This window comes from Novosphingobium chloroacetimidivorans, from assembly GCF_014204535.1.
Taxonomy (GTDB): domain Bacteria; phylum Pseudomonadota; class Alphaproteobacteria; order Sphingomonadales; family Sphingomonadaceae; genus Novosphingobium; species Novosphingobium chloroacetimidivorans.
Map to the genome: position 1 here is coordinate 126,679 of NZ_JACHLR010000002.1, position 17,213 is coordinate 143,891.

Here is a 17,213-nt window from a genome sequence, read left to right on the forward strand (position 1 = left end):
CGCTTCTTCCGGCGGACGAGGACAAGAACAAGCGGCACCCCGGATCGAGTCCGGGGCGACGGTAGAAACGAGAACACAGGAGTACGATCGAAATGGCAGAAGCAGACGCCCCCAAGAACAAGTTCCCCAAGATCACCGAGCAAGGCCTCGACGATCTGCGCGCCCGCATTGGCGTCAAGATCGAGAACACGGTCGAGCCGTGGAACTACGAAGCCAGCCGCGACGCGATCCGCCACTACGCGCATGGCATCGGCGACGATAACCCACTGTGGTGCGATCCCGAGTACGCCAAGAACACCAAGTACGGCACGATCGTGGCGCTGCCCTCGTTCCTGTTCAGCACCAGCCGCATCGTCTCGGGCTACTGCGGCGGCCTCGCCGGCGTGCACGCGATGTGGGCGGGCGCCGACTGGACCTGGCACCAGCCGGTCCTGCGCAACGACACCATCCGCACCGAGGCGTACCTCAAGGACCTGGTCGAGCACCAGACCAAGTTCGCCGGCCGCTCGTTCCAGCAGATCTACCACGTCGACTTCTACAACCAGAACGGCGATCACCTCGCCGGCGCGGACTCGTGGGTGTTCCGCACCGACCGTGACGAAGCGCGTGAGCGTGGCACGAAGTACACCGAAGCGCGTGGCCGCGTTGAGCCCTTCACCCAGGAGCAGCTCGACGAGTTCTACGACATCTACGACCGCGAAGAGATCCGTGGCGCGACCCCGCGTTACTTCGAGGACGTGAACGTCGGCGACAAGCTGCCGCCGATGATGAAGGGCCCGATGACCGTCACCGGCTTCATCGCCTATGCACAGGGTTGGGGCGGCCTCTATATCCGCGCCAACCGCCTGGCGTACAAGATGCAGAAGGCGCACCCGGGCCTGGGCATCCGCAACCGCTTCAACGTGCCGGACTGCCCCGAGCGCGTGCACTGGGACGAAGAGTTCGCTCTGGAAGTCGGCGCGCCGGGCGCCTACGACTACGGTCCGGAGCGCACCTCGTGGCTGACGCACCACATCACCGACTGGATCGGCGATGACGGCTTCCTCCACAAGTCGAGCTGCCAGATCCGCCGCCACAATCCCGACGGCGACGCCATCGTGATCACCGGCGAGGTCATCCGCAAGTTCGAGGAGAACGGCAAGAAGTACGTCGAGATCGAGCAGAAGGCGACGACCCATCGCAACGAGCTCTCGGCTTTCGGCACCGCTGTCGCGGAACTGCCGAGCAAGGGCTGAGCCAATGCGAGCTTCCCTCCCCGGCGGGGAGGGAAGCCGGGGTGGGGAGCGACGCCGGCGGCGGCGCGTCCACGCAGGCGTGGGCACACCCACCTCCCGACCTCCTCCCTCAAAGGAGGAGGCGGCGGCTTGCGAAGCTGCACGCAGATGCGGCAACCAGTCTCTTGCGCCGGCACCACCGGCAACCCGAAGGAGAGGGACATGGAAGACGCCAGGCCGCAGTTCGAGCCGAATGGCGACGTGCGCGTGCCCGCTTTCGTGCTGCCCGTCTCCGGCCTCGTCAGCCCGGAAGCGGCGGCGGCGCAGCGCCGGCGGCCCACCGTGCCGCCCATCGACACCAGCCACATCACCGACATCGCCGAGCGTCGCGCCCGGTTCAACGCGCTGACGCAGCCCGCGGTCGACCGCTTGCGCGCCCGCTTCTCGGTCACGATCACGCCGGCGACCATCGCGGGCGTCCGGGTGCTCGACATCACGCCCGCGGACGGCGGCCACGATCCCGATCGCGTGCTGATCAACCTGCATGGCGGCGCTTTCCTGCTCGGCTGGGACAGCAATGCCCTGATCGAATCCATTCCCGTGGCCGCGCTCGGTCGCTATCGGGTGATTGCCCTCGACTACCGCATGGCGCCCGAGCACCGGCACCCTGCGGCGCTGGAGGATGTGGCGGCCGTCTACGCAGCGCTGCTCGACACCTACGAGGCGCCCCGGATCGGGCTCTATGGCGGCTCGGCCGGTGGCTTGCTCGCCGCGCAGGCGGCAGCGTGGCTGCCTCGTCACGGTCTGCCGCAAGTGGGTGCGCTCGGCGTCTTCGGCGCAGGTGGCGTGCCGTTCCAGGCAGGCGAGTCCGCGTACCTGGCAGGGTACATCGATGGCGAATACCCTCCACCTGCACCGGGCCAGCAAGGTAAGCCTGACGAGGGCTACTTCGCCGGCATCGATCCCGATGATCCGACTGCCTGGCCCGCCTACCATCAGGACGTGCTGGCGAACTTTCCCCCAACGCTGCTCATCACCGGCACCCGCTCGATCGATCTCAGCCCGGCGATCTACACCAACTCGCAGCTGATCAAGGCGGGCGTACGCTCGACTTTAATCGTCGGCGAGGGGATGGGCCATTGCTATTATTACGACGTGGGATTGCCCGAGGCGCAGGACGCCTACGCGGCCATGATCGCCTTCTTCCGCGAGAACCTTGATCGATGAGCGAAATTGAACCGTGGCTGGGCCCACTCGCCGGCGTCCGAGTGATCGACTTCACGCGCGTGCTGGCCGGCCCCGCCGCGAGCCTGGCCCTCGCCGACCTGGGCGCCGAGGTGTTCAAGATCGAGCCCCCCGGCACGGGCGACGAAACCCGCACCTTCCCGCCGATCCGCGATGGCGAGAGCCACTATTACCTCGCCGTCAATCGCGGCAAGAAGTCGATCGTCGTCGACCTGAAAAGCGCCGAGGGACTGGCGCTGGTCAAGGACCTAGCCGCCAAGTGCGACGTGCTGGTCGAGAACTACCGGCCGGGCGTGATGGAGCGCCTGGGGCTCGGCTACGAGGCGATCAAGGCGATCAACCCGCGGCTGATCTACTGTTCGATCTCGGGCTACGGCCAGACGGGTCCGCTCAGGGATCGTCCCAGCTTCGACATCGTGCTGCAGGCCATGTCCGGCACGCTGGCGATGAATGGCGAGCGTGACGGACTGCCGACCAAGCTCGGCATCCCGCTGGGCGATCTCGTCGGCGGCATCAACGGCCCGATCGGCATCCTCTCCGCGCTCTACGAGCGCGAGCGCACCGGCACCGGCCGGCATATCGACATCAGCCTGATGGACGGCTTGATGGGCATGCTCGGCTACATCGCCCAGCTCGCCTTCTTTACCGGCCAGGACCCGCAGCGCGTGGGTTCGCAGCACCCCAACCTGGTGCCCTATGGCATCTTCCCGGCCGCGGACGGCTCGATCGTCGTCGCCTGCCTGACGCCGAGCTTCTGGAGCCGTGTCTGTCGCTCGATAGACCGCCCCGAGCTGTGCGACGACACGCGCTACGACACGCTGGAGAAGCGCCGCGATGCACGCGAGGAGGTCAACGCGATCGTCTCGGCCTTCACGCAGGACCGCACGGTGGACGAACTGGTCGCGATCTTCACCGAGCACGAAGTGCCGCACGCGCCGATCCTCGGCGTCACCGAAGCACTGACCCAGCCACAGGCGGTCGCACGCCAGATGGTGGTCGAGGCGCAGCATGCGAGCCTTGGACCGATCCCGATCGTCAACCGCTCCATCCGCTTCACCGATGCCGAGCAGCCGGTGCCCGAGGCGCCGCCTGTTCTAGGCCAGCATACCGACTCGATCCTGGCCGACGTGCTCGATCTTTCGCTCGAGCGGATTGCCGAGCTGAAAGCCGCGGGAGTCGTTGCCTAACGTCTGCCGCTTCGTCATTGCGAGCGCAGCGAAGCAATCTAGCTCGGTTTACGTCGTCCTGGATTGCCTCGACGGCTTCGCCCTCTCGCAATGACGAGGGTAGTTGAGGAGAGAACCATGCCCGACTTGCGCTTCGACGACCGCGTGGCGGTGATCACCGGTGGCGGCCGCGGCCTGGGGCGCGCGCATGCGTTGCTGCTGGCGAGCCGCGGATGCAAGGTCGTGGTCAACGATCCGGGCGTGTCCATGGCCGGCGACTTGACGGAGGAAGGCCCGGCCGAAGCGCTTGCCGCCGAGATCCGTGCCCAAGGCGGAGAGGCGATCGCCAACACCGACAGCGTCGCCACGCCCGAAGGCGGCAAGGCGATCATCCAGTCCGCTCTCGATGCATTCGGCCGTATCGACATCCTCATCCACTCGGCCGGCAACGTGCGCCGTGGCAGCCTGAGCGATCTCGCCTATGAGGACTTCACCGCCGTCCTCGATGTGCACCTGAAGGGCGCCTACCACGTCGTGCGCGAGGCGTTTCCGCACATGAAGGCGCAAGGCTATGGCCGGATCGTGCTGACCAGTTCGATCAACGGGCTCTACGGTAAATCGGACAACGTCACGTATGCGATCTGCAAGGCCGGCTTCATGGGCCTGTCGAACACCGCCGCGATCGAGGGGCAGCATCATAACGTAAAGTCCAACCTGATCGTGCCGGCCGCGGTCACGCGCATGTCCGAGGGGATCGACACCAGCAAGTTCCCGCCGATGGAGCCCGAGCAGGTCGCGCCGATGGTCGGCTATCTCTGCCACGAGGACTGCACTGCCAGCGGCGAGATGTACGTCGCCATGGGCGGGCGCGTCGCCCGCGCCTGGATTGCCGAGAATGCCGGCGTCTACCAGCCCGAGTGGTCGCTCGAGGACGTAGCCGAGCAGATCGACCTGATCCGCACCGGTGGAGAGCAGATGGCCTTCCCGCCGGTGCCCGACGGCCAGCTCGAGCACTTGCTCTATGGCTTCAAGATGATCCGCGAAGGATCGAACTGAAGCGCTTCACACGCGTTACGGGCGGCAAAGGAGACTTGTCATGCCCGAACGCGAAGTCGACACCACCGGCCCCGACGCGCCGATCGAAACCGTCGGCAACCACGAGCTGATCGCCTCCAACCGGGTCGAGGGGACGGCGGTATACGGGCACGACCATCACAAGGTCGGGCACGTGCACAACTTCATGGTCAACAAGCGCACCGGCCAGGTCGCGCATGTGATCGTATCGGACAGCGGCCTGTTCGGCTTGGGCGCCACCCGCTTCCTGCTCCTGCCCTGGCAGGACCTGACTTACGAGCCGGACCTCGGCGGCTACGTCTCGCACATCAGCAAGGACATGATGAGCGAGCACGGCCGCATCTCCGCCGAAGACGCCGAGATGCAGATCTGGTGAGGAGTAGCTGGAGCGGGTGAAGGGAATCGAACCCTCGTATTCAGCTTGGGAAGCTGCTGCTCTACCATTGAGCTACACCCGCGTCGGTCGGCCTAGTGCCATGGGCGGCACGGTTGCGTCAACGCGTCTGATCAATCGAATGACACCTTGCCGCGCCCGGCCTTGACCGAGCCGCGAAGCTTCTTGCCCTTGATGCGTTGTTCCTTGCCAACGCGGTTGAGGCGGCTCTTGGCGCGCTGGGCGGGGAGTTGCTGCGCTTGTGCGAGCAGTTCGGCGAGGCGCTCGCGCGCGTCTGCGCGATTGGCTTCCTGGGTGCGAAAGCGGCGCGCGGCGATGACCAGTTCGCCGCGGCCGGTCATGCGGCTGCCGGCCAGTTCCTTGAGCCTCGCGAAGACGGGGGGCGAGAGCCGTAGTGCGTAGACGTCCAGGCGCAACTGGACGGCAGTCGCCACCTTGTTGACGTTCTGCCCCCCAGGGCCCGAGGCGGCAATGAAGCTTTCACTCGCCAGCGCCTGAGCCCGGTCGATCAGATCGTCAGCCACGAGCAGTCCACGTCTTCGTCATTCCTGCGACGGCAGGGATCCATCTCCGTTGCCGTCGATCGACAAAGCTTCGGAGACTGGAATCGCGCCTTCGCGGGACGTGGCCTGGTGTTCAGGCGCGGTGAAGCCCAGCGCGAGGAAGTCGGCGGGGAATGGCGCCCCCGCAACGATGGCGGGCTTGCCTTCGCGCGGCACCGTCAGTGCCGCAGCATGCAGCATCGTGCGTGCAGCATTGCCGCTGCCGTACACCGGATCGCCCAGCAGCGGGGATCCCAGGCCGCTCGCCGCATGGACGCGGATCTGGTGGGTGCGGCCGGTTTCGGGACGGAACTCGACCAATGTGCGACCCTCGTGCTCGGCCAGCTTGCGCCAATGGGTGATCGCCGGCTTGCCCTTGCGCGCGGGGATCATGCGCCAGCCATCCTTGGCGGTGCTGACCTTGGACAGGGCGAGATCGATCGTGCCTTCCTGCCCTTCGACGCTGCCGTCGACCACGCCGAGATAGACCTTTTCCACCGCGCGTGCCTCGAACGCGGCGGAGAAGCGCTTCAACGCCTTGGGATTGCGCGCGAGCAGCAGGCAACCGGAGGTGTCGCGGTCGAGCCGGTGAACGGGAGCGGGATCGCGCTGGAAGTTCAGGCGCAAGTTGCCAAGCTCGTCCTCCAGGCTGGGACCGCCGGCACGCGGCGTGTCGAGCGGCAGGCCGGCCGGCTTGTCGATGACGAGCGCCTCGCCATCCTCGAACAGGATCGGGAACGGGCTCATGCCACGGCCTTGGCGATGCGGCGCAGGGCCTCGTCAAGCTTGGCCTCGTCGGCGGCGAAGCTGATGCGGAAGCCATCTTGACCGCCGAAGGCACTGGCGGGCACGACCGCCACCCCATGGTCGAGCAAGTGCAGCACGAGTGCAGCATCGTCACCGAAGCGATCCATCAGGGGCGCCGCATCGACCATGCAGTAGAACGCGCCCTGGGGCACCGGCGTGGACAGGCCCGGGATCGCGTTGATGGCGTCTACCACCACGTCGCGCCGGGTGCGGAAGCGATCTCGCCACTCGGCCAGGAATTCCTGCTGGCCTTCGAATCCGGCGACGGCGGCGGCCTGGCTGATCGACGAGGGATTGCCCGATGAGTGCGACTGCAGCGTTTCCATGGCGCGGATCAACCACTCGGGTCCGGCGGCAACGCCGATGCGGAACCCGGTCATCGCATGGCTCTTGGACACGCCCGAAACGGTCAGCACCCGATCGGCCAGGTCGGGACACTCAGCGGCGAGCGTCACGTGGCTTTTCCCGGTGTAGTTGAGCGGCGCGTAGATGTCGTCCGACAGCACCAGCACCTCCGGATGACGGCGCAGCACTGCGCCGATGCTGCGCAGCATTTCGGGTGGATACCAGGCACCGGTCGGGTTTCCGGGGCTGTTGAGCAGCAGCCAGCGCGTGCGCGGGCCGATCAGCGCGTCCAGGTCCGCGCCATCGAACAGGTAATCGTGGGCCGGCGAGGTGATCAGCGGCACGACGTTGCCGCCGGCGAAGCGAACGATCTCCGGATAACTCACCCACCAGGGAGCGGGCACGACCACCTCGTCGCCTTCGCTGATGGTGGCGAGCAGCGCGTGGAAGATCGCCTGCTTGCCGCCGGCGCTGACCGTTACCTGGCTGGTCGGAACTTCGAGGCCGAGGTCGCGAGCGAAGTGCAGCGCGACTGCCTGCTTGAGCCGTGTGGTGCCGCCCACCGCCGTGTAGCGTGTCTCGCCCGCATCGAGCGCGGCCTTGGCGGCGGCGATCACGTGCGGCGGGGTCGCGAAGTCGGGCTCGCCGACCGACAGGGAGATGATGTCCACGCCCTGCTCGCGCAGGCGCGTGGCCCGGTCGGTCATGGCAGTGGTCTGCGAAGGCGCGATGCGCGCGAGGGCGGTGGAGGTATGCATCAGGTGAGCAGCCGCGCAGGCATGAGGCCGCGCAAGGCGTTGCCGACGAGGAAACCGCCGGCAAGGTCGTCGAGCGTCAGCTCGGCCTCGCGCGCGCGTCCCGCATCGATCAAAGAGCGGCGCAGTACGCCGGGCAGCAGGCCAAGCGCGGCGGGCGGCGTCAGCAGCGCGCCGTCTCGCTCGACGAAGATGTTGGTGAAGGTGCCTTCGGTGACCAGGCCATCGTCGCGCAGGAACAGCGCCTCGCCGGCGCCCGCGCTTCGCGCCACGGTCAGGCCTCGCTCGTAAAAGCCTCGGTCGGTACTTTTGTGCCGCAAGCGCCAGTCGCTACCGTCCACCGGGATCGGCAGCACCGCGCAGGTCAGCGGACTTGGCATGGCTTCGGGCAGCTCGGCCAGTTCCAGGCTATAGGCACCGCTGCGCGCGGCGACGAGGCGCAGCTTAGCGGGGCCGTCGGCATCGAAGCACAGCGCCTGGATGGCATTGCGCAAGGCATGGCGATCGTAGGCGAACCCGAGCGCCTCACAGCTGAGCCGCAGCCGCTCCAGATGCAGTTCGAGCAAGGGGATGCCGTCTTCGGGGGTGAAGCGCATCGTCTCGATCAGGTCGAACCGAGCGGCACCGGCGCCGTGGCCGCTCTGGGGATCCCGTCCCGACTGTCGCACGAACCCCCCTTTGACCAGGCACTCCCGCCACTCGGGAAGTGCTTGCGAATCCGCGACGATCGCGGAGCCGACGCCCAGGACCGCCCGGCCGCTTGTGCCTGACTTGCCCGGTTCCAGGCGCAAGGTGCGGATTGCCACATTGAACGCGGCATCGCCAGAGGGATCGATCCGGCCGATGCTGCCGCAGTACGCTTCGCGGGGATCGCGCTCCACTTGCGCGATCAGTTCCATCGCGCGGATCTTGGGAGCGCCGGTCACCGAGCCGCAGGGGAAAAGCGACCGCAGCAGGTCGATCGCGTCGTGATTTTGAGCAAGCCGGCCGCGGACGGTAGAGACCATCTGGTGCACGGTCGGGTAGGTCTCGACCGCGAAGGGCTGCTCCACCCGCACGCTGCCGGGCACGGCGACGCGAGAGAGATCGTTGCGCATCAGGTCGACGATCATCAGGTTCTCGGCACGGTCCTTGGCCGATCCGGCAAGTGCGCCACGCAGGGCAGCGTCGTCCGCATGGTCCTGGCCGCGCGGGCGGGTCCCCTTCATCGGCCGGACCGTCACCTCGCCCGCCCGGAGCGCGAAGAACAGTTCGGGCGAGAAGCTGAGGAGCCAGCGATGACCATCATGCACGATGCCGCCGTGGCCCGCCGCGGCGCTTGCACGCAGCGCAGCATAGAGCGCGAGCGGATCGCCTTGCCACGGTCCGGCGAGCGGGAACGTCAGGTTCGCCTGGTAGATGTCGCCCGCGGTAATCGCCTCGTGCATGGTCGCGAAGGCCTTGGCGTAGCCGCCCTGGGAGACTTGCGGCTCGAGCGGGCCGATCGACGCCGGCGCGGTGCCGGTCGCGTGCGATGACAGCCAGCGCGGAACATCCACCGCTGCGATCGTCTCGTACGCCGAAAAGGCGCCGAACCACAGCAGCGGCGCGTCGCCTGCGCGATGCCGCAGCAGGTGCTCCAGCCTGGGCTCCAGGGAGAGGCCTGCCTCGTAGGCGATCGATCCGGCGAGATAGGCTCCCTCGCGCGAGAGCTGCCGCAGCCGGGCGAAGGCAGGCAGCACCTCGTCGGTGCGCCGGGCGACCACCAGCTCGCGGGGCGCGGTGTACAGCCGTGCCGCTTGGGCGCCCTCCGCCCGCGCATCGTCGAGCAGCACGAACGCAGTTCCGGCGGCAAGGGGGGCAGGAGCGCGAGACGACACGGCAGCGCCCTAGCGGCTTCGTGGCGCGCTGGCAAAAATGCCTCTCGCTTGGGCGACCAGCGAGCCCTATCGTCGACTGCGATAAGTTGGGAGAGACGATGTCCGAGATCTACCTGGGGCTGGGCAGCAACGGCGAACGCCAGATCCTGCGCCTCTCGCGCGCCAACCGCCATGGACTTGTGGCGGGCGCAACCGGCACGGGCAAGACGGTGACGCTCCAAACCATGGCCGAGCAGTTCTCCGCCGCCGGGGTTCCGGTGTTCCTGGCGGACGTGAAGGGCGACCTCGCCGGCATCGCCATGGCCGGCAGTCCGACGTTCAAGAACGCCGCCGTGCTGGAGGCGCGCGCCAAGGAGATCGGGCTTGCCGATTACGCCTACTCGGACAATCCGGCGGTGTTCTGGGACCTCTATGGCGAGCAGGGCCATCCGATCCGCACGACGATCTCGGAGATGGGGCCGCTGCTGCTGGCGCGGCTGCTGGACCTGAACGAGACTCAGGAAGGCGTGCTCAACATCGCGTTCCGCTTCGCCGACGAACAGGGCCTGCTGCTGCTCGACCTGGAGGACCTGCAGGCCATGCTGGTCCACACCGCCGAGCATGCCAGCGAGCTGTCGACCAGGTACGGCAACGTCTCCAAGGCGAGCGTCGGCGCCATCCAGCGCCAGCTGCTCAGCCTGGAAAGCCAGGGCGGCGCGCAGTTCTTCGGCGAGCCGGCGCTGGAGATCGTCGACTTCATGCGCTGCGACGAGCAGGGCCGCGGCGTCATCAACGTGCTGGCCGCGGACAAGCTGATGCGCAGCCCGAAGCTCTACGCCACGTTCCTGCTGTGGCTGCTGGCAGAGCTGTTCGAGACGCTTCCCGAAGTCGGCGACCTGGACAAGCCGCGGCTGGTGTTCTTCTTCGACGAGGCGCACCTGCTGTTCGACGATGCGCCCAAGGCGCTGCAGGAGAAGATCGAGCAGGTCGTGCGGCTCGTCCGCTCCAAGGGCGTGGGCGTCTACTTCGTCACGCAGAACCCGATCGACGTGCCCGAGGAGATCGCGGGCCAGCTGGGCAACCGCATCCAGCACGCACTGCGCGCCTTCACGCCGCGCGACAAGAAGGCGATCAAGGCGGCGGCCGAAACCTTTCGCATCAATCCCGAGCTCGATGTCGAGCGTGCGATCACGGAGTTGAAGACGGGCGAGGCGCTGGTTTCCACTCTGGACGAGGAGGGGGCGCCGAGTGTCGTGCAGCGCACGCTGATCGCGCCGCCGCGTTCGCGGCTGGGGCCGGTGACTGCCAAGGAACGCGCGATCGTGCAGTCGATCAGTCCGTTCGCCGGCAAGTACGACGCCCGGGTCGATCGCGAGAGCGCGGAGGAAGTGCTGGCGGCCAAGGCAGCCGATGCCGCTGCCACCGCGCGGGAAGTGGCCGAAAAGGGCGCGGAGGCGGTCGGTCGCCAGGAGCGCAAGAGCCCGAGCCTGTGGGATGGCTTGGGCGGCAAGGTTGCGCGCGCCGCTGCCGGCGCTGCGGCTGCGAGTGCAGGCTCGATCCTGGCGGGCAAGCTGCAGGGCCGGACCAGCCGCGCCAGCCCGCGCGCAAGCGCGGCCAGCGCCGCGGCCGGCACCATCGGCGGCACGCTGGAAAAGGCCATCGGCATCCCCGGCATCGCCCGGTTCGCGCGCAACCTCATCGGCGGGTTGATGCGCTAGGAGTGTCGCGGGTTCGATTTCCGATCTGGTGCGCCGTAACGGGGACGCTGCTGGCCCTTGCCGGCCCGGCGCCGGCCGCGGACGAGAGTGCCGACCAGGCGCCCATCGAGGTGCAGGGCCGGCGCAGCATCGCGTCCCATCCGCAAGGCCGGCTGGGCGATGCGGTTCGACCCACCGCATACCGGCTGGACCTGACCGTCGATCCGGCGCAGCCACGCTTTACCGGTCATGTCGAGATTGCCGTCGTCCTGGCGTCCGGGACCAGGGAGGTGTTTCTCCACGGGCGTGGCCTCGATGTCCGTCGGATCGTGGCGCGGATCGGTGCCCGTACCATCCCGGGCAGCTGGGCACAGCTCGACGCCGATGGCGCGGCCCGCATCGCCTTCGCGGAGCCGCTACCGGAAGGCGCGGCGACGCTGGTGTTCGACTACGATGCGGCGTTCGGCGACACCGCGGCGGGCATGTTCCGCGTTCGCGTCGACGGTGACTGGTACAGCTGGACGCAGTTCCAGTCGACGGACGCGCGCGCGGCCTTTCCCAGCTTCGACCAGCCCGGCTTCAAGACGCCATTCGATGTCACCCTGCGCACGCCCGCCGGTTTGACGGCAGTATCCAACGCTCCGGAACTGCCGCTCACGCGCGAAGGTCCGTTCGACGTTCATCGCTTCGCGCCGACCGCGCCTTTGCCGACTTACCTCGTCGCGATGATGGTCGGCCCTTTCGTCACGCAGGAGGGCAATGTCGCGCCTACCCGGCAGCGGGCCGATCCGCTGCCACTGCGGATCGTCTCCACGCGCCAGAATGCCGCCCGGCTGGACTATGCGCGCGAGAACTCGGCGCAGATCGTGCGCTTGCTGGAGGACTACTTCGGCGAAGCCTTTCCCTACCCCAAGCTCGACCAGATCACGACGCCGATCCTGCCCGGCGCCATGGAGAACGCGGGCGCCGACTTGTACCGCGACGACCTGCTGATCATGGATCGCAACGCGCCCCTGGCTCAACAGCAGGAGTTCGGCCGGATCGTCGCGCATGAACTGGCGCACCAGTGGTTCGGCGATCTCGTCACCCCGGCCTGGTGGGACGATCTGTGGCTGAACGAGAGCTTCGCCAACGCCATGGGCTACCTGATCGGGCAGGCCTGGCGCCCCGATCTCGATATCTGGTCGGGCACGCTCGACGAGGGCTTCGCGGCGATGGAGATCGATTCGCTGCGCGCAGGACGCGCCGTCCGCCAGCCGATCGCGACCACGGCTGAGATCGACGGCGCCTTCGACCGCATCACCTATGGCAAGGGCGGACATGTCCTGGCGATGATGGGCGCCTACATGGGCGAGGCGCGCTTTCGTGACGGCGTCCGGCGCTACATCGCCGCGCACCGCCATGGCACGGCGACGAGTGCGGACTTCTTCGCGGCTCTGTCGCAAGCCGCAGGCGATCCCCGCATCGTGCCGGCCTTGCGCAGCTTCATCGACCAGCAGGGCGTGCCGCTGCTGGTGTTCGGGCGCGACGGCGAGCGCTTTCAGGCAACGCAAATCCGCTATGCGCCGCTGGGGCAGCCGACACCGGCGACACGCTGGATCATCCCCGTCTGCGTTCGTCGCGGGTCGGAGCGGCAGTGCAAGATCATGGATGGTCGATCCACGACGTTCGACTTGCCCGGATCGGAGCCGTTGGTCCCCAATGCCTGGGGCACGGGTTACTATCGAGTAGAGATGCCGCGCCGGATGTGGAGCGCGCTGATCGCCAGTGCCCGCAGCCTGACGGCGGGAGAGGCGCTTTCGGTGGCGGATTCGCTGTCCGCTTCCGTCATGGCGGGACGCGGCACGGTGGCAGAGCTGGCGATGCTGTCGTCGCAGTTGAGCCGCCACGCCGACAGCCGCGCCGCGTTCGCGGCGGATGCGGCCATGAGCAAACTGGTGCGCATGGGCCTGGTCGACACTGTCGGACGGCTGGGCTGGGTCCGCTTTCGGCAGAGGCTCTATGGTCCCTTGCTCAAGCGCTACGGGTTCGATCCGCGTGCCGGCGTCTATGCCGGCGAGGCGCCCGCGCGCATGCGCTGGCGCTCGGCGATGCTGGCCTCCTTGCTGGGCACCTCGCGCGGCGCGAGGCTGCGCCACCAGCTTCAGGAGGCGGCGACGCGCTACCTCGCGGGCGATCGTTCGGCCTTGGACGAGGCCTGGATCGATCACGGCTTCGATCTCTATCTCGTGGACGGCGGAGAAGAGGCGGCGCGCAAGCTGGTCGACTTCGCACTGTCGTCGGAGGATCCGGTGGCGAGGCCGGCGGCGCTGGTGGCCGCCGCGCGCAGCAGCCGCACGGCCGTGGCGTCCTGGATGCTGGGCCTCACCGATCCCCGGCTGCGCGCCAGCGAACGGCTCGACATCCTCGATGGGGTGATGGCGCGTCGGGCGACCCGGCCGCTCGGCTACGACTGGATCGTCGCCAACCTCGACAGCCTCCTGAAAGGCAGCGAGGGGCCGTTCTATGCGGCGCGGATCGCCACCGCGTTGGGGCAGTTCTGCTCGGTGGAGCGATCGGAACAGATGGCGACGGACTTGCGCCCGCGATTTGCCGGCACCGCCGCGGCGCTGCAGCTCGATCGCTCGATCGAGCAAGTCCGCAATTGCGGCACGCTCGACGAGCAACTCGGGGCGGCGATCTCGGAGGAGTTCGCCGCGCTCAAGTAAGCGGCAGCGCCAGTTGCGCGGTGAGCCCCTCGACCTTGCCGTCGGTGCCGCGCCGGTTGGCGAGCCGCAAGGCACCGCCATGCTGCTCGGCGATCGCACGGGCGAGGGCAAGGCCGAGGCCGGCGCCGCCCGTCTCGGAGTTGCGCGAAGGATCGCCGCGCGCGAACGGCTGCGTCATCGCTTCGATCGAGGAGTCGGGAATGCCCGGGCCATCGTCGTCGATGCGGATCACGGCAAACCCGCTCTCGCGGCTGAGCGCCACTCGCGCACGCTCGCCATAGCGAACGGCGTTTCCGACGAGGTTGCGCAGGGCCCGCCGCAGCCAGGTCGGGCGGACTTCCAGGACGATGCGTTCGGTATCGCCGAGCTCGACCGGCTCGGCCATGTCCTCGTATTCCTCGACCACCGAAGCGACCAGGGCCGAGAGCTCGTTGCGCTCCAGCGGGTCACTGGGGCGGCCGACGCGGGCGAGCGACAGGATGTCGTCGAGCGTGCGCACGATGTCCTCGATCGTCGCGGCCATTCGCATGCGCTCGGTATCGTCCTCGACCGACTCGATCCGCACGCGCAAGGCCGCGAGCGGCGTCTTCAGATCGTGTCCTATGGCGCCGAGCATGACGTCCTTCTCGTCGAGCAGCGAGGAGATGCGCCACTCCATCGCGTTCAGCGCGACGATCAACTGGCGAATGTCCTGCGGGCCCATTGGCTCGACCTGGCCGGATGGATCCTGCGTCGCGGCGAAGCGGGCGACCTGGCGAGTGAGCGCATTCAGGGGGTGCGTGATCCGGCGCAGGATCAGCGCCACTACACCGACCAGCACCAGGTAGAGCGTCAGGGTCTGCAAGGTCAGCGGCACCAGCAGGGCATTGGCCGAGGGCGGCGCCCGAACGCGTGCAACCATCCAGCCCGTGCTCTGGGGAGAGCGGACCCCTGCGACGTAGAGGTCCGCAGCCTTGGCCCGATCGAACGCCTCAGGCGGCAAGTCGATCCGATCGGCGCGTCGAGCAAGCGCTGCCGTGGCATAGAGGTCCGAGGCCAGGGGGCGGCGTACGACGACGACCTCGGTGGTGCCGAAATCCTGGCTCGTCAGGATTTCTCGCAGCTTCTGCTCCGCGCCGGGATCGCGCCTTTCGCCTTGCTGCAAGGGCGAGGATCCGCGAGCTTCCACGGAGAAGCGGTGCAGGCGGTCGCCGAAAAGCGCCCGTGGTCCGGTCCGCAATCGACGCGGCGCGTGTTCGATGCCGCGCGTCTCGGCGATCAGGCGGAAGGCCAGCGCGTTCACCGTGTCGGCCTGGAAGCGCTCGCGCTGCGCACGGTAGATCAACGCAGCACCCAGGCCCTGAACCAGCAGCAGCGCCGCCGCGACGGCCAGCAGCATCTGGCCCATCAGGCTTCCGGGTCGAAGCGCTCTCACGTGCCGTCCTGGACGATGCGCTTGACGTCGGCCGCGAACATGTAGCCGCCGCCCCACACGGTCTGGATCAGTTGCGGGTTGCGGCTGTCGACTTCGATCTTGCGACGCAGGCGGCTGACCTGGTTGTCGACCGCGCGGTCGAACAGATGCGCCTCGCGACCCTGCACCATGTCGAGCAGGCGATCGCGGTCGAGCACCTGGCGAGGATGCTCCAGGAACGCCATCAGCAGGCGGAACTCGACCGAGGAAATCGCGACGACCGCGCCCTCGCGGTCGCTGAGCCGCCGCTTGAGCGGGTCGAGCCGCCAGCCCTCGAACTCGAAGATCTCGTTCTCGGCAGCCGGGGTTGCCGCGCGACCGGCGCGGCGCAGCACGCTGCGGATCCGGGCGACCAGCTCGCGCGGCTCGAACGGCTTCACGACATAGTCGTCGGCCCCGATCTCGAGGCCGACGATCCGGTCGGTCGCTTCACCTCGCGCGGTGAGGAAGATCACCGGAATGTCGCGGCTTTCCACCAGATGGCGGCACAGCGACAAGCCATCCTCGCCCGGCATCATGATGTCGAGCAGGACGATGTGCGGCTTGTCCTCGCGCAGGCGGCTGCGGGCCTCCGCGGCATTGGCCGCGGCGGTGACGAGGAACCCCTGGCGGGTGAGGTACTCCGCCAGGGGTTCGCGCAGGGCCGCCTCATCGTCGACGAGCAGGACCTTGGAGGCAGGGGGAAGACTATCGTTCATGCCTGGTCCGGTGTCTCGCGCCCCATGCTGCGCCTCATCCTTCAGCCCTGAGCCTTCTGGGCGCGCATCTGCTGCCACTTGGCCTTCATCTGCTCGCGCGCGGCCTGGCGCTCCGCCTGGGTGACCTGGCCGTCCTTGTTGGCATCGATCGTGTCGAAGCGCTTGAGCGTGGCTGCGGCGAACTCCGCCTGGGTGACGGCGCCGTCGCCGTTGGCGTCGGCCATCTTGCCCATCATCATGCCGCCACGGTGTCCGCCACGTCCACCCCAGCGATGGCCGCCGCGACCCTTGCCCCAGCTCTTGGCGCCATCTGGTCCATCAGCCGCCATGCGTGGGCCAGCCTTGGCGGGTCCGCGATCCGCGGTGAACTCGGCCTTGGTGATCTGTCCGTCCTTGTTGGCATCGAGCCGCTCGAACATGCGCGTCTTGCGGGCTTCGCGTGCCAGCTGGCGGTCGGCCTTGTCGAGCTTGCCGTCCTTGTTCTGGTCGAGCTTGGCGAAACGCGTCGCAGCCTGCGTCTGCGCCTCGGCGCGGGTGAGCACGCCGTTGCCGTCGGCATCGCCCCACCTTGCGCCCTGCGTCTGGGCGGCATTGGCGGCGCCGCCTGCCAGGGCGAGGGCGGCGGCGGAAAGTCCGATCGCGATTGTCTTGATGGTCATGGTTCGATCCTGGTGTCCTGAGGAGTAAAGCGAAAGCCGCGGAGCGGAAGGGGAGGGAGGAGAACTCTCGCCCTGCGGCTTTCTTGCAACCCTTCTAAAGCGCGAATGTCGCGCGAGTGTGCCGGGTCGCTGCGAAAGTGTGATGATTTGTATCACGCACTGTGTCCCGTTCACCCCAGTGCAAGCGCGAGGTTACCGGCGGCGGTGCTGCGTGCCCTGGCCGGCCGTGACGAACAGAGCGGTCGCCGGGCCGGCAAGGTCAGCGGTGTGCCAGGTTCCCGCCGGGTTGATCGCGTATTGCCCGGCTTGCAGCGGCTCAGAGTGGAACGCGCCGTTCGGCAGCACCTGGATCAGCGTCATCTCGCCGGCGATGCAGACGACGAGTTCATCGCCTGCCGGGTGCATCTCCCAGCTGTCCCAGCTTTCGGCGAAGTCGTAGAGCGAAACCAGCCGACCTTCCGCACCGTCCGCTGCCGTGCGCGCGGCATATGCTTCGTACCAGGCCATGCCGGCGAATTCGGGCTGTGGGATGGCCTTGGCGCCGAGCCCGAGATGCACCGGATGGGTGCGCAGATCGCCGGGGGCGGCCATCATGAGCCAGCCGGCATGCAGAAGGTG

15 protein-coding genes and 1 tRNA gene are annotated in these 17,213 nt (G+C 67.9%); 7 read left to right on the forward strand and 9 right to left on the reverse strand.

The annotated features are described in order from the left end of the window. The first annotated feature begins 92 nt into the window (after nt 1-92). From HNO88_RS03015 to HNO88_RS03035, 5 genes are all read left to right on the forward strand, one after another. Nucleotides 93-1,235 (forward strand): FAS1-like dehydratase domain-containing protein, encoded by a 1,143-nt coding sequence (locus HNO88_RS03015; RefSeq protein WP_184242599.1) that lies wholly within the window; start codon nt 93-95, stop codon nt 1,233-1,235. A 201-nt stretch (nt 1,236-1,436) separates the two neighbouring features. Then, nucleotides 1,437-2,441 carry an alpha/beta hydrolase gene (locus tag HNO88_RS03020; RefSeq protein WP_184242600.1) on the forward strand — a complete coding sequence of 335 codons (1,005 nt, stop codon included), beginning with the start codon at nt 1,437-1,439 and terminating at the stop codon, nt 2,439-2,441. Next, nucleotides 2,438-3,646, forward strand: a complete 1,209-nt coding sequence (locus tag HNO88_RS03025; protein ID WP_184242601.1) for a CaiB/BaiF CoA transferase family protein — start codon at nt 2,438-2,440, stop codon at nt 3,644-3,646. The genes HNO88_RS03020 and HNO88_RS03025 overlap by 4 nt, the downstream gene beginning before the upstream one ends. A gap of 117 nt (nt 3,647-3,763) precedes the next feature. Then, complete coding sequence (locus tag HNO88_RS03030; RefSeq protein ID WP_184242602.1) at nt 3,764-4,681, forward strand: SDR family NAD(P)-dependent oxidoreductase; 918 nt, start codon at nt 3,764-3,766, stop codon at nt 4,679-4,681. Between the two features lie 40 nt (nt 4,682-4,721). Next, nucleotides 4,722-5,075, forward strand: a complete 354-nt coding sequence (locus HNO88_RS03035) for a PRC-barrel domain-containing protein (protein WP_184242603.1) — start codon at nt 4,722-4,724, stop codon at nt 5,073-5,075. A gap of 8 nt (nt 5,076-5,083) precedes the next feature. On the opposite strand, the gene HNO88_RS03040 is transcribed toward HNO88_RS03035, so the two are convergent. From HNO88_RS03040 to pabB, 5 genes are all read right to left on the reverse strand, one after another. Then, a tRNA-Gly gene (locus HNO88_RS03040) sits at nt 5,084-5,157 on the reverse strand. Nucleotides 5,158-5,206: 49 nt separating this feature from the next. After that, on the reverse strand, nt 5,207-5,623 hold the full coding sequence (gene arfB, locus HNO88_RS03045) for an alternative ribosome rescue aminoacyl-tRNA hydrolase ArfB (protein WP_221419816.1): 417 nt from the start codon (nt 5,621-5,623) through the stop codon (nt 5,207-5,209). 12 nt (nt 5,624-5,635) lie between these two features. Continuing rightward, nucleotides 5,636-6,382: an RluA family pseudouridine synthase gene (locus HNO88_RS03050; RefSeq protein WP_184242605.1), complete on the reverse strand. Its 747-nt coding sequence runs from the start codon at nt 6,380-6,382 to the stop codon at nt 5,636-5,638. Then, nucleotides 6,379-7,545 (reverse strand): pyridoxal phosphate-dependent aminotransferase, encoded by a 1,167-nt coding sequence (locus tag HNO88_RS03055; protein ID WP_184242606.1) that lies wholly within the window; start codon nt 7,543-7,545, stop codon nt 6,379-6,381. Before HNO88_RS03055 ends, HNO88_RS03050 begins: the two co-directional genes overlap by 4 nt. After that, nucleotides 7,545-9,401 (reverse strand): aminodeoxychorismate synthase component I, encoded by a 1,857-nt coding sequence (gene pabB, locus HNO88_RS03060; RefSeq protein ID WP_184242607.1) that lies wholly within the window; start codon nt 9,399-9,401, stop codon nt 7,545-7,547. The genes HNO88_RS03055 and pabB overlap by 1 nt, the downstream gene beginning before the upstream one ends. Before the next feature lie 98 nt (nt 9,402-9,499). Here pabB and HNO88_RS03065 point away from each other — a divergent pair, with 98 nt between their 5' ends. Together HNO88_RS03065 and HNO88_RS03070 are read left to right on the forward strand one after the other, a co-directional pair. Continuing rightward, nucleotides 9,500-11,098, forward strand: a complete 1,599-nt coding sequence (locus HNO88_RS03065) for a helicase HerA-like domain-containing protein (protein WP_184242608.1) — start codon at nt 9,500-9,502, stop codon at nt 11,096-11,098. 2 nt (nt 11,099-11,100) lie between these two features. Beyond that, the gene (locus HNO88_RS03070) at nt 11,101-13,785 is read left to right on the forward strand and encodes a M1 family metallopeptidase (protein ID WP_312856981.1); all 2,685 of its coding nucleotides are present in this window, start codon (nt 11,101-11,103) and stop codon (nt 13,783-13,785) included. Here the strand turns inward: HNO88_RS03070 and HNO88_RS03075 are convergent. The 4 genes from HNO88_RS03075 to HNO88_RS03090 all read right to left on the reverse strand — a co-directional run bounded on the left by HNO88_RS03075 (nt 13,778) and on the right by HNO88_RS03090 (nt 17,186). After that, complete coding sequence (locus HNO88_RS03075; RefSeq protein ID WP_312856982.1) at nt 13,778-15,199, reverse strand: sensor histidine kinase; 1,422 nt, start codon at nt 15,197-15,199, stop codon at nt 13,778-13,780. The two genes, HNO88_RS03070 and HNO88_RS03075, sit on opposite strands and share 8 nt — an antisense overlap. Beyond that, entirely contained in the window at nt 15,196-15,936 is a 741-nt protein-coding gene (locus HNO88_RS03080; RefSeq protein ID WP_184242609.1) for a response regulator, read from the reverse strand. Before HNO88_RS03080 ends, HNO88_RS03075 begins: the two co-directional genes overlap by 4 nt. 41 nt (nt 15,937-15,977) lie before the next feature. After that, complete coding sequence (locus HNO88_RS03085; protein ID WP_184242610.1) at nt 15,978-16,595, reverse strand: EF-hand domain-containing protein; 618 nt, start codon at nt 16,593-16,595, stop codon at nt 15,978-15,980. A 192-nt stretch (nt 16,596-16,787) separates the two neighbouring features. Further along, nucleotides 16,788-17,186 carry a cupin domain-containing protein gene (locus tag HNO88_RS03090; protein WP_184242807.1) on the reverse strand — a complete coding sequence of 133 codons (399 nt, stop codon included), beginning with the start codon at nt 17,184-17,186 and terminating at the stop codon, nt 16,788-16,790. Nucleotides 17,187-17,213 lie beyond the last annotated feature (27 nt).